This is a genomic window from Nocardioides pakistanensis (assembly GCF_054781215.1).
The window spans coordinates 25,110-36,824 of the sequence record NZ_BAAGUV010000016.1 but is presented as its reverse complement, the minus strand read 5'-3'; the positions used below and the strand labels follow the sequence as shown (position 1 = coordinate 36,824).

Annotated in this window: 12 protein-coding genes; 5 read left to right on the top strand and 7 right to left on the bottom strand. The window is 70.9% G+C overall.

Annotated elements, in window-relative coordinates:
* Positions 1-60: 60 nt before the first annotated feature.
* The 4 genes from ACYVIH_RS07465 to ACYVIH_RS07450 all read right to left on the bottom strand — a co-directional run bounded on the left by ACYVIH_RS07465 (position 61) and on the right by ACYVIH_RS07450 (position 4,010).
* Positions 61-1,323 carry a DivIVA domain-containing protein gene (locus ACYVIH_RS07465; RefSeq protein ID WP_460867740.1) on the bottom strand — a complete coding sequence of 421 codons (1,263 nt, stop codon included), beginning with the start codon at positions 1,321-1,323 and terminating at the stop codon, positions 61-63.
* On the bottom strand, positions 1,320-2,795 hold the full coding sequence (locus ACYVIH_RS07460) for a coiled-coil domain-containing protein (RefSeq protein ID WP_460867738.1): 1,476 nt from the start codon (positions 2,793-2,795) through the stop codon (positions 1,320-1,322). The genes ACYVIH_RS07465 and ACYVIH_RS07460 overlap by 4 nt, the downstream gene beginning before the upstream one ends.
* Positions 2,796-2,856: 61 nt before the next feature.
* Positions 2,857-3,219 (bottom strand): DsrE family protein, encoded by a 363-nt coding sequence (locus ACYVIH_RS07455; protein WP_460867736.1) that lies wholly within the window; start codon positions 3,217-3,219, stop codon positions 2,857-2,859.
* Positions 3,216-4,010, bottom strand: a complete 795-nt coding sequence (locus ACYVIH_RS07450) for an SGNH/GDSL hydrolase family protein (protein ID WP_460867734.1) — start codon at positions 4,008-4,010, stop codon at positions 3,216-3,218. The genes ACYVIH_RS07455 and ACYVIH_RS07450 overlap by 4 nt, the downstream gene beginning before the upstream one ends.
* Before the next feature lie 132 nt (positions 4,011-4,142).
* On the opposite strand from ACYVIH_RS07450, the gene ACYVIH_RS07445 reads away from it, so the two are divergent.
* Both ACYVIH_RS07445 and ygfZ read left to right on the top strand, forming a co-directional pair.
* Positions 4,143-4,529, top strand: coding sequence for a phosphomannose isomerase type II C-terminal cupin domain (locus ACYVIH_RS07445; RefSeq protein ID WP_460867732.1), 387 nt, complete (start codon positions 4,143-4,145; stop codon positions 4,527-4,529).
* Between the two features lie 108 nt (positions 4,530-4,637).
* Positions 4,638-5,651 (top strand): CAF17-like 4Fe-4S cluster assembly/insertion protein YgfZ, encoded by a 1,014-nt coding sequence (gene ygfZ, locus ACYVIH_RS07440; protein WP_460867730.1) that lies wholly within the window; start codon positions 4,638-4,640, stop codon positions 5,649-5,651.
* A gap of 70 nt (positions 5,652-5,721) precedes the next feature.
* Here the strand turns inward: ygfZ and ACYVIH_RS07435 are convergent, their stop codons facing one another.
* The 3 genes from ACYVIH_RS07435 to ACYVIH_RS07425 all read right to left on the bottom strand — a co-directional run bounded on the left by ACYVIH_RS07435 (position 5,722) and on the right by ACYVIH_RS07425 (position 7,914).
* A complete protein-coding gene (locus tag ACYVIH_RS07435; protein ID WP_460867727.1) occupies positions 5,722-6,963 on the bottom strand; it encodes a type II toxin-antitoxin system HipA family toxin in 1,242 nt (413 codons plus the stop codon).
* Positions 6,956-7,339: a helix-turn-helix domain-containing protein gene (locus ACYVIH_RS07430; protein ID WP_460867725.1), complete on the bottom strand. Its 384-nt coding sequence runs from the start codon at positions 7,337-7,339 to the stop codon at positions 6,956-6,958. Before ACYVIH_RS07430 ends, ACYVIH_RS07435 begins: the two co-directional genes overlap by 8 nt.
* 140 nt (positions 7,340-7,479) lie before the next feature.
* On the bottom strand, positions 7,480-7,914 hold the full coding sequence (locus tag ACYVIH_RS07425) for a MarR family winged helix-turn-helix transcriptional regulator (RefSeq protein ID WP_460867723.1): 435 nt from the start codon (positions 7,912-7,914) through the stop codon (positions 7,480-7,482).
* Positions 7,915-7,988: 74 nt separating this feature from the next.
* Between ACYVIH_RS07425 and ACYVIH_RS07420 the strand changes: the two genes are divergently transcribed.
* The 3 genes from ACYVIH_RS07420 (at position 7,989) to ACYVIH_RS07410 (ending at position 11,569) form a co-directional block, all read left to right on the top strand.
* Positions 7,989-9,056 carry an ABC transporter substrate-binding protein gene (locus ACYVIH_RS07420; protein ID WP_460867721.1) on the top strand — a complete coding sequence of 356 codons (1,068 nt, stop codon included), beginning with the start codon at positions 7,989-7,991 and terminating at the stop codon, positions 9,054-9,056.
* A 78-nt stretch (positions 9,057-9,134) separates the two neighbouring features.
* A complete protein-coding gene (locus ACYVIH_RS07415; RefSeq protein WP_460867719.1) occupies positions 9,135-10,550 on the top strand; it encodes an APC family permease in 1,416 nt (471 codons plus the stop codon).
* A complete protein-coding gene (locus ACYVIH_RS07410; protein WP_460867718.1) occupies positions 10,550-11,569 on the top strand; it encodes an acetamidase/formamidase family protein in 1,020 nt (339 codons plus the stop codon). The genes ACYVIH_RS07415 and ACYVIH_RS07410 overlap by 1 nt, the downstream gene beginning before the upstream one ends.
* Positions 11,570-11,715 lie beyond the last annotated feature (146 nt).

Genomic DNA, 11,715 nt, shown 5'->3' with positions numbered 1-11,715 from the left:
CTGAAAGGCACTTGTTGCGTTCACACCCCGACAACCTCGGGACTTACCTGCGGAACCGGGTCAGAGCTCGATGCGCTGGGGTGTGAACGGCATGAACGGCCCCTTCTGCTCGACCATGCCGCCCTGATCCTCAGCGGCGCTCCGCTGCTCCACGTCGTCATCAGCCTGGGGTGAGTCGTCCGCCTGCTCACCGGCGTCCGGCTCGTCCGCGGTGTCGGTGTCCGGGTGGACCTCGGCGTCCGCTTCCACCGCGCCGGCCGCTCCGGAGCCCTCGCCGGAGTCCTCATCCGAGGACTCCCCCGGGGACTCAGCAGTCTCGGCCGGGGACTCAGCAGTCTCGGCCGGGCTGTCGCTGCCTGCGACGCCCATCGCGTGCTCCAGCAGCCCTGAGGGCGCGGCGCCGGTGAGCGTGGTGAGCATCTGCCGGACGTTGGCCAGCTGGGCGTTGATGCTGTCGCGGCGCTGCATGGCCGCGGCAAGCTCGCGCTCGGAGTCGGCGCGGACCCGGGCGGCGACGGACCTGGCCTCGTTGACGATGGCCGCCGCCTGCTGCTCGGCGTCCTCCAGCAGCCGCTTGGACTCGCGAGCCGCCTCGGCGTGGGCGGCCTCGGCCTCGGTGCGGGTGCGCTCGGTGTGCCGCTCCAGCTCCTCCAGCCGCTGCTTGGCCTCCTCCATCTGCTGGGCGAACTCCTCCTCCGCCTTCTGCCGGCGGCGGGCGAGCGTGGTCTCGAAGTCGGCGGCGGCCTGCGCGGCGGTGGCCCGCTGCTTCTCGTGCAGCGCCTCGGCCTCCTGGATCCGGGCAGCCGCGTCACGCTCGGCGGCGTCGAGCCGGTCGTCGGCCGACCGGCGGGCGTCCTCGAGGATCCGGGCGGCCTCGGTCTCGGCGTCGCTGCGCCGCTGGGTCGCGTAACGGTCGACCTCGGCGCGGATGTTGGCGACCGACTCCTCCGCCTGGGCGCGGTGTGCAGCCGCCTCCTCGCGGGCTCGGGTGCGCATCTCCTCGGCCTCCTCCTCGGCCAGCGCGAGGATCTGCCCGACGCGCTCACCGAGGTGGGCGAAGGTCACCGGGGTGGGTGCCTGCGGCTCCTCCTCGGGCCGCGTGGCGGCCTCCTCCGCCGCGCGGGAGCGTTCGGCCTCCGCACGGGTGCGCTCCTCGGCCTCGCGGGCCAGCTGCTCCTCCAGCCGCTGCACGCGTGCCTGGAGCGCGGCAGCCTCCTCGCGCGCCCGGTCCGCGCTCTCGGCGAGCTCGTGGATCCGGCGGTCCACCTGGGCGGGCTCGTACCCGCGCAGAACCACCCTGAAGTTCTGCCCTGCGTCGCTCATGGCTGGTCGTCCTCTTCGTTCTCTCGGTCGCTGGTGTCGTCCGCCGTGGGGGCGGCGGGCGGCACGTCGGTGAAGGTACTGCTCTCGGCCGGGACAGCCAGGGCCTGGATCACACCGGAGAGCTGGCCGAGCTCGGCGGTGATCTCGTCGCGGCGGCGGGTGAGCACCGCGACCTCGCTGCGGGCGTCCTCCAGGAGGGTCCGCGCCTGCCGCCGGAGGGTGTCGGCCTCCTGGCGGGCGTCGGCGACCAGCGTGGTCGCCTCCTCCCGCGCGGCGACCAGCTCCTCCTGGGCGGTACGCCGGTTGCGGGTGACCTCCTCGGTGACCCGCTCGCGCAGCAGCTTGGCGCCGGACTCGGCCTCGCCGAGGCGGCGCTCGGCCCGCTCGCGGAGCAGTGTGGCGTGCTCCTCGGCGTCGGCGCGGATCGCCTCCGCGCGGGCCTGGGCGTCGGTGAGCAGCCGGTCGGCGTCCTTGCGGGCCGCGGCGAGGACGTGCTCCGCGGCGTCGCTGAGCTCGGCGGCCTGCTCGTCGGCGTCGGCGATCAGGTCGCGCATCCGCTCGGTGAGCCGGTGCACGACGTCGCCGACCCGGCGTCGTACCCGCTGGGTGTGCAGGGCCGCACCGCTGTGCGCGGCCGCCTTGATCCGCTGGGCCTCCAGCTCGGCGGTGGCGAGCAGGGAGTCCATGGTCTGCCGGGTCCAGGCGGTCTCCTCGGCGGCCGCCGCGAGCGACTGCTCGGCCTCCTGGGTGGCCTGCGCGACGATCCGCTCGGCCTGCTCCTTCGCCTCGTGGTGCAGGGACTCCGCCCGCTCTCGCAGCTCGACCGCCTCACGCTGGGCGTCCTGCCGGAGCTGCTCCGCCTCGACGCGGGCGCTTTCGCGGGTCTCGTCTGCTTCTGTCCGGGTCCGCTCCAGCAGCTCCGAGGCCGCCTCCTCCGCCGCCAGGCGAACCTGCTCGGCCCGCTCCTCGGCGGTGGCGGTCTGCTCCTGCGCCCGCTGGGTCGCCTCGGCGAGCAGCGCCTCGGCCCGGCTCTCGGCCTCGGCGAGCAGGCAGTCCGCCTCGCGGTGGGCGTCCTCGGCGACCCGGTCGGCCTCGGCCCGGCGCTGCTCGGCGTGGGTGCCGACCTCGGCCAGGATCTCCCGGCGCTGGGTCTCGGCAGCCTCCATCAGCATGGCGGACTGGTCGGCGGCGTCAGCCACGAGCTGCTGGGCCTCCTCGGAGGCGGACGCGAGCTGCTCGCGTGCGGTCCTCAGCGCCCGTGCGGCCTGGTCGCGTTCGGTGGCCGCCTCGTCGCGCAGCCGCTGTGCCTCGCCCTCCAGCCGCTGCCGGTTCGCCTGGGCCTCGTCCAGCTCCTGCTGTGCCTGGGCGCGCAGCTCGTCCGCCACCTGCTGCGCGCGGCGGAGCAGGTGAGCAGCAGCGCTGTCGGCACTGGTGTCGGCCTCGCGCTCACCGGAGAGCTGGGGAGCATCCACAGTGACCCATCATGACAGGCGGTCACAGGGCGAGAGCTGGTTGTCCGGAGGTCAGCAGGCGTCAGTAGACCAGGGCCTGGACACCTTCAGCGAGGGCTTCCTCGACGAAAGTCGGTGCTCCCGCGATCCGCACGCCGGGGAGTACGGCGGACTCGCCGATGTCGCGGCGCTGGGCGCACTGCGTGCACACAGTGACCTGGCCGGTGGCCAGCACCGCCTCGAGCAGGTCGCCGGCCGGTGCCGCATGCTCCAGGCCCAGCTCCGGAGCCCGGCCGACGACGGCGAACCAGACCGCCTCACCGGTGAGCCACAGGCTCACGTCCACGCCGGCCGCGGCAGCCGTGGCGGCAACGGTGAAGCCCTGGTTGCACCGCTCCGGGTCGTCGGCGCCGGCGGTGACCTTGACCAGCAGTGACCGGTTCACGAGGTGGCCTCGGCTATCCCGGCCTCGAGGAGGGCCTGCTCCATCCGGGTGGCGATCTCGCGCTGCCCGGCGTCGGCGGGGTGGTAGCGGTCGCCGGAGAAGTAGTCGTCGCTCGGCATCAGCCAGCCGGTGGCATCGACGTACGGGATGCCCTGGGCGTCGGCGATCTCGCGGAGGTTGCCGGTGAACTCCTCGGTCAGCGGGCCGGGGCCGCCGTAGGAGAAGGGGGAGACGAGCACCAGCTGGGCGTCCGGGGCCTGCTCGACCAGCTGCGTGACGACGTCCTCGGCCGCGTCGGTGATCCGCTGCATCGGGTGCGCACCGAGGTCGTCCACGCCTCCGGCCACGACGATCACGTCGGCACCCCGGCCGACCACGTCGTCGACGCGGTCCGCGAACGGTTCGGCGTCGCCGTCGGCGTCGCTGACGTAGCCGGTCTCGGCGACCGCGTCGACCGCGACCTGCAAGTCAAGCGAGTCCGCGAGCAGCTGCGGCCACTCCGGTCCGTCGCTGACGTCGCTCTCGGCGGTGAACGAGTCACCCAGCACCACGAGCAGGAGCTGGTCCGAGGACTCATCCGTTGCCGGCTCAGCCGGCTCGTCGGAGGCGTCGTCGGCGGCCGGTGCCGAGGTGGGCGTCGAAGCGGGGGTCTGGTCCGGGGCGGTTCGCCCGGCGAGGGGAGAGGTCGGCGGCTCTGGTGGCCAGTTGGTCATGGCGCTGACCACGAAGACGACCACCGCGACGGCCGTCGCGACGACCAGGATCACCGGCCAGCGTGCCTCCCTCTTCACTGCCCTGACGATACGGGACATAACGCCGTGCACGCGGGACCTTCAGGGCGTCGACCCGGACTCCGGCGGCGGCTCGGGGGACGTTTCTCGTAGTGTGGGTCCCTGTCCGTCGAACGAACGAGGGGGCAGCAGGTGGTACTCGACTCTGAGGAACGTCCTTGGGGGTCGTGGCACGTCATCGACGTCGACCGTGGCTACAAGGTCAAGCGGATCCACGTGAAGCCCGGCAGCCGGCTGTCGTACCAGACCCATGACCACCGCTCCGAGCACTGGGTGGTGGTCTACGGCATCGCCACCTGCATCATCGACGGCGAAACGATCACCGCGGGCCCGGGCCACAGCATCGACGTCCCCCAGGGCGCCAAGCACCGGCTGTGCAACGAGACCTCCGAGGAGCTGGTGATCATCGAGGTCCAGCGCGGCGCCTACACCGGCGAGGACGACATCCACCGCTACGACGACGACTACGGCCGCCAGTCCACCCCGGCGGTCGAGCCTGTCGAGACCCCCGTCGAGTAACTGCCGCCGGTCGAGCCCGTCGAGACCCCGGTGGTTGAGGAGCGAACGAAGTGAGCGTCTCGAAACCACCGGTCTAACACGCAGACCCCCCGCGCTACAGTCGAAACCGTGTCCCACACTCACGCAAGCCCCCTCCTGAGACTCGCTGGCGCAGTAGCCGGCGACGGCATCGACGCTGACGTTGCCGCGCACTACGGCTCCTTCAACAAGGAGCAGCGGATCCTGGAGTCAGGTGAAGGGTTCGTCGATCTCTCCCACCGCGGTGTGATCCGTGTGTCCGGCCCGGACCGGCTCACCTGGCTGCACTCGCTGACCAGCCAGCACCTGGAGAGCCTTCCTCCGAACGTCCCGACCGCCGCGCTGATCCTCAGCCCGCAGGGGCACGTGGAGCACGCGATGTACGGCGTCGACGACGGCGAGTCGTTCACCGCCCACGTCGAGCCGGGTCAGGCTCCGGCTCTGGTGGAGTGGCTGGACAGGATGCGCTTCATGATGCGCGTCGAGGTCGCCGACGTGACCGACGAGCTCGCGGTCGTCTGGCGCCCCACCTCGGTGGTCGAGCCTGTCGAAACCCCGTCGATCGGGCCCCCTCCGTCGGTCGAGCTTGTCGAGACCTACGCCGGCTACCGCTTCATCCCGCGCGCAGACCTCGGGACCTTCGCCCAGGCCTCCGACCCAGCCTGCGGGATGTGGGCATTCGAAGCCCTGAGAATCGCCCGCGGCGAGGCCCGCCTTGGCCTCGACACCGACCACAAGACGATCCCGAACGAGGCCGGCTGGATCGGCTCGGCCGTCCACCTCGACAAGGGCTGCTACCGGGGCCAGGAGACCGTCGCCCGCGTGCACACGCTGGGCCGTCCACCGCGACGGCTGACCCTCCTCCACCTCGACGGGTCGGACAACCGGCTACCGACGCGAGGCGCGGAGCTGCTCCACAACGGCAAGAGCGTTGGCTTCGTCGGCACCTCTGCCCGCCACCACGAGCTCGGCCCGATTGCGCTGGCCATGGTCAAGCGCAACGTCCCGCTGGACGCCACCCTGGACGCCGACGGCGTGCCGGCCGCTCAGGAGGTCGTCGTCGACCCCGAAGCCGGCCTGCACGTCCGCCCGAACCTGCGTTAGCCCCCCGACGACCCGACGGGTTTGCTCGCGCCGGCGAGGAGCCTCCACGCCCACGAGCGATCGGTCGACGTCAGAGGTGGTCGGCCAACAGCCTCTGACGTCGACGCACCACCTGCCGGAGCTTGCGCACCCGGCCCTGGTCGAAGGGCAGCTCGTCGAGCCGGTCGACCCAGCCGTCGACCTGGCGTGCCACCTCGGCGACGACGCGGCGCGCTGCCCGCTCAGGGAGGCCGAGCTCCACTCCGAGGGCCACATAGCGACTGCCGGTGATGTTCCCGTCCCGCTTGCCGGTCACCGAGAGGGCGAGCGTGTGGTCGCCGTAGGGCTGCGAAGTCGGCAGGTCGTAGGCCGGCGCGGGAGCCCACCGCCCCGACAGCTCCTGCAGGATCGAGAAGTTCTTCGCATGGGCGTCGCCGTTGCAGCTCACGTAGGCGAACACAGCCTGAGCGAGGAACTCCCGAGCTGCGGGAAGCGGAGCCTCGCAGAGCCCGCTCAGTCGGCCGAGCACCTCCTCGGTCGTGAGGCGGTACTTCGCCTCAGGATGCAGCCCGAGCACCTGGCACCCGTCCTCGGCGGCCAGGAGATGCTCGCGGCCCTCGACATGGACACGGTCGTACCGGCGCACGACCAGACCGGACACCCCTTCGGCATCGTGCACGAGGTCCGCGTCGACGGTGCGGATCCCGCTGCCGCGGGCTGCCAGGAGGAAGAATGCTTCGTTCTCCACCAAGTGTGGGTACTCCGGCGGGTTCAGCTTGAGCAGGTACTTGTGTCCGGCAGCCGCGACCGGGAGGTTCAACATCGCGAGGCTCACCTTGTCCTGCACTCCGGGCAGGCCGACCCTGTCCACGTGGATGTGGAGGTCGGCGAGCAGGTCGCGGAACCGGACACCGGTGAAGTCCTCCACCTCGAGCCGGGCCGACATCTGTTGCGGGGCCTCTCCTGAGGGCACCACCTGGACATCTCCGATGGCGTCGCTGCCGACTGCGAGGACGAGGCTGAGCTCGTCGTCGGCGGAGGTCTTCACGCTGCGACGCAGGGCCCCGAGCCGACGGCCCTCGGGGAGCAGGCCGGCGAAGTATGCAGGCACCGCGCCGCCCGGCGAGAGGGTCGGGACATCCGTCACTGGCAGCGTGGTCGCGACGGGCGCGCCGCCGGCCTCCACCCAGGCATCGGTGTAGCGGAACTCAACTCCGCCAGGGGTGCGGGTGAGGTGAGCGGCGATCTCACCCTGCTTGTAGACGTCCGCCCGGGTCACGCTTGTCAGATCTGCAAGGGCATCGGGCCCGTCGTCGGCGTCGCGATCAGTCATCGGCCGACCCACCGGGCTTGAGGCCGTAACCGTCCGCGAGTGCGGCGCCCGCTACGACCGGTTCGTCTGCCAGGCCGCGCTCCAGTTCGAGGTGTAGTCCGAGCGCGGTCAAGACGGCGAGCAGACGATCCAGGCCGATCGATCTGCGGCCACTCTCCACGGCGTGCACAAACCGGACCGACACGTCGGCCAGGTCGGCCAGCTCGTCCTGGCGGAGGCTGAGCTCCTCTCGTCGGGCGGCTACCACCGCGGCGAGCGACCCGCGCTCGCGCGCGCGTGTGCGGATGTCGGCTCTGGACCTGCGTTGCTTCGGCATCAGCGCCCACCTCTCAGTAATCTGCGCCCGGAGGGAGTTTAGCGCTGCTGTGGCAGTCAAGGCACCGACTTTGGAGCCTAATCTGCTTCCTGCTGCAGATAAGGAGGTGTGAATGCCGAGTGCCGGGCCGGCGCCACTTCTTCTGCGCTCTGGTGCAGAACAGCAGGCTACGGACGGTTCACACGTCCGCCCGACCTGCGTTAGAGCCCGCCGTCCGTCGCTGTGTCGCTCTTGGGAGCACACACCTTGCTGAGTGCGGACGCCAGCTCGGTCCACTCCGTGGAGCCGAGGACAGTGGCGTCGTGGGCCTCGAGCAGGGCGTTCAGGCGGTCCAGCCGCCCGCGGCCCTCACGGGAGAGGTGGACCGCCACCTTGCGGCGGTCGGTGCCGGACTGCCGCCGGTAGACGAGGCTGTTGCGCGCCAGGGAGTCCACGGTGCGGGTGAGCGAGGCGTGCGGGATGAGCAGCGCCTCGGCGAGCTCGCCCATGAGGTGGCCGTCGCCGTCGCCGAGGATCCGCATCACGCGCCACTCGGTCAGTGTGCAGCTCTCGGCGTCCAGGATCTCCGACATCTCGCGGGTGACCCGGCGTTGGGCGAGGGTGAGCAGCTCGCCCAAGAGGGGAGCGCTGGACACGGCCGTCTTGTCGCGGGATCCCGCCAACGGTCTGCACCTCCCTGCACGTGTTTGTCTTGGAGCATACTCGGGGGGTGGACGTCGACGCCCGGCTCATGCGGCCCCTCGAGGCGCAGTTCGTCGGCCCCGATGCGTCGGCGTTGCGGGTCTGTCTCGTGGTGCCACAGTCCGGCCCCCTGGGCATCGCCGGGCCGTCCGCCCTGGACGCCGCACTCCTGGCCGCGCACGAACGCAATCTTCGGGGCGGAGCCGACGGTCGCGCCGTCGAGCTGGTGCTGGTGGACGGCGGTGGGGCGCCCGGCGCCGTCGCGAGGGAGGTCCGGGGCCTGTGCGACGCCGACCTGGTTGACGTCGTGGTCGGCTTCCACACCAGCGACGTGCACCGGGCGATCGAGTCGGTGGTGGCCGGGAGGAAGCCCTACATCTTCACCCCGCCGCACGAAGGCGGGACCCGTCGCTCGGGCGTGGTCTGCATCGGGGTTGACCCGGTCAGCCAGCTTGCGGGCGCTTTGGAGTGGCTGTCGGTGCACCACTCGGTTCACCGTTGGGCTCTGGTGGGCAACGACTACATCTGGCCGCAGGCGGTGCACCGCGTCGCCCGCCGCCTGCTCGCCCACACGGCCGGCCGGGTCGTCCTGGAACAGCGGGTGCCGCTGGGTGGGGTCGAGTCACGGACCGACCGCCTCGTCGATGATCTGACCCGCTCACGAGCACAGGCCGTCCTGCTCAGCCTGGTCGGGCAGGACCTCGCGCTGTTCAACCGAGCCCTGCGCCACTCCGGCCTCGCAGGGCGGCTGGTCCGCCTGTCTGGGTCCCTGGAGGAGAACGGCCTGTTGGCCTCCGGCGGGGACCGGACCGGCACCATGTACGCCGCGATGCAGTCCTTCACGACCTTGCAGGACGACCGCCGCCTCGGCCTGGAGGAGCGCTACTCCGGCCTGTTCGGCCCCGAGGCGCCGGTGCTCGACACCTACGCCGAGGGCATCTACGACGGCGTCTACCTCGCGGTGGCCCTGGCCCAGGAGAGCGCCCTCACTCCGGATCAGATCGCTCCGGCCACGGCCCGGCTCCGCGGTGGCCTGCGGTCGCTCCCGGTGCACCTCGGCCGGGCGGACGGGTTGCAGTTCCAGGTCGTCTCCTGAACAGATGCTTCCATTTGGAAGTATCTGGCTCTACAGTCTCTCAGCGTGGCCCGGCAGGCCAGGAAAGAGAGACGAACGATGACGGAGTTCCCCTCGACTCAGAACCATGAGTCCATCGAGCAGTACGGCTACAAGCAGGAGCTGCACCGGTCGCTCAGCTTCGGCGACCTCCTCGTGTACGGCCTGGTCTTCATGGTGCCGATCGCCCCGTTCGGCATCTTCGGCGGCGTCTTCCAGGGCTCGGGCGGGATGGTGGCCCTGGCCTACGCCATCGGCATGGTCGCGATGATGTTCACCGCGCTGTCCTACGCGCAGATGTCGCGGGCCTTCCCGATGGCCGGTTCGGTCTACTCGTACGCCGGGCGCGGGATCGCCGCACCGGTCGGGTTCCTGTCGGGCTGGATGATCCTGCTCGACTACGTCCTGGTTCCCGGTCTGCTCTATCTGATCGCGAGCATCGCGATGAACTCGCTGGTCCCCGCCCTACCGGTGTGGGCCTGGCTCGTCGGCTTCGTGGCTCTGAACACGATCGTCAACTACATGGGCATCGAGATGACCGCGAAGGTGAACCGGGTCATGCTGATCGGTGAGCTGATCGTGCTGGCGATCTTCGTGGTCATCGGCATCGTGGCGCTCGCCCAGGGCAAGGGCCGCGGCTTCGAGCTGACGCCGCTGTTCAACTCCGACACGTTCTCCTGGCCGCTGGTCTTCGGCGCCGTGTCGATCGCCGTCCTGAGCTTCCTGGGCTTCGACGGCATCTCGATGCTCGCCGAGGAGAACAAGGAGTCGGCGCACGCACTCGGTCGCGCGATGGTCGCCGCTCTGCTCCTGGCCGGCACCCTGTTCATCGTGCAGACCTGGGTTGCGTCGCTGCTGGTGCCCAACCCGGAGCAGCTCATCAGCGAGGGTGATCCCGGCGGGACCGCCTTCTACGACGCCGCCCGGGTAGCCGCCGGCGGCTGGCTGGCCAGTCTGACGGCGCTCGCCACGGCCATCGCCTGGGGCTTCGCCAACTCGCTGGTGGCTCAGGCCGCCACCTCGCGACTCCTGTACGCGATGGCCCGCGACCGCCAGCTGCCGCCCTTCCTGTCGAAGGTGCACGCCAAGCACGGGGTGCCCGTGAACGCCACCCTGCTGGTCGCCGCGATCTCGCTGGCACTGGGGCTCTACATGGCCTCTCGTGACGACGGGATCACCCTGTTGAGCACGCTGGTCAACTTCGGCGCGATGACGACCTTCCTGGTCCTGCACGTGTCGGTCGTCGTCCACTACCTGGTGCGGAACAAGAGCCGTGACTGGTGGCGCCACCTGATCGCGCCCGCGATCGGCTTCGCGATCCTGTTCTACGTGGTGATCAATGCTCAGGTCGCGGCCCAGACGCTCGGGTTCGTGTGGCTGGGGATCGGCGCCGTCGTGCTGGTGGGACTGGTCGCAACGGGACGGCGTCCGCGACTCGCGGCCGTCGAGCAGGTCGACGAGAGGACGGAGGCCTGATGAGCTCGCTGGAGGTTCGCTCCCTGAACCCGACTCCGGACCAGTACGCCTACGCCTTCGGCGGCAGGGATCCGCTATTGACCGTCAGGCCGGGCACCGTCGTCGAGCTGACCACCGAGGACGCCTTCGGGGGCAACGTGCGAGGCGTGTCGGACCTGCCGAGCCAGGTCTGCACGTTCCCGTTCCTGAACCCGGTGACGGGTCCGATCGCCGTCGAGGGCGCCGAGGTCGGCGACACGCTGGCCGTCCACTTCGTTGAGATCGTCCCCGCGCGGGACTGGGCGGTGTCCTCGACGTTCCCGCTGTTCGGGGCGCTGACCACCACGACGCACACCGCGATGCTGCACCAGCCGCTCGAGGAGCGGGTCTGGGTCTACGACCTCGACCTCGAGGCCGGCACGTGCCGGTTCCAGGCGCGGAACTCCGACTTCACCGTCGAGCTCCCCCTGGACCCGATGCACGGCACGGTCGGGGTCGCTCCTGCCGCCAACGAGGTGATCATGAGCATCACCCCGGCAGCGCACGGCGGCAACATGGACACCCCCGAACTGCGCGCCGGCACTACGGCGTACTTCCCCGTCAACGTCGAGGGAGGCATGCTCTCGATCGGCGACGGTCACGCCCGGCAGGGCGAAGGGGAGGTCTGCGGGACCGCGCTGGAGGCCGCGATGAAGACGGTCGTCGTGGTCGACCTCATCAAGGGCCAGGCACCGCCGTCACCACGCATCGAGAGCGACGACTTCCTGATCACGACCGGTTCGGCCCGGCCGCTGGAGGACGCCTTCCGGATGAGCCAGCACGATCTCGTCGGCTGGACCGGCATGCTGCTCGGCCTGGACCAGATGGACGCCTACCAGTTGGTCAGCCAGACCGGTCTCGCACCCGCCGGCAACGTCGTCGACACCAACTACACGATGGTCGGCAAGCTCCCGAAGGCCGTCCTCGGCGGCGCGCAGGCGTACGACGGGATCCACGACCGCCTTCGCCGGGCGGCTCAGGAGTACCTGGGCACGCGCTGACGCGAGCACTATCCAGCCAGAGCCTTATATCGGAGTGCCTCAACGGCCACGCGGATCGAGGGCCCGCCGCGCCCGGGATACGCTTTCATCCCGCGAGCCGGCTGGAGGCCTATGCCGCGGCCTCGGAGCCGGCGGGTGGGCTGTGG

What these genes read in the sequence shown, in the direction of transcription:
- ACYVIH_RS07415 (WP_460867719.1), top strand. Translation starts at nt 9,135, where the DNA reads ATGACGGAGTTCCCCTCGACTCAGAACCATGAGTCCATCGAGCAGTAC.
- ACYVIH_RS07465 (WP_460867740.1), bottom strand. Translation starts at nt 1,323, where the DNA reads ATGAGCGACGCAGGGCAGAACTTCAGGGTGGTTCTGCGCGGGTACGAG.
- ACYVIH_RS07410 (WP_460867718.1), top strand. Translation starts at nt 10,550, where the DNA reads ATGAGCTCGCTGGAGGTTCGCTCCCTGAACCCGACTCCGGACCAGTAC.
- ACYVIH_RS07435 (WP_460867727.1), bottom strand. Translation starts at nt 6,963, where the DNA reads ATGACTGATCGCGACGCCGACGACGGGCCCGATGCCCTTGCAGATCTG.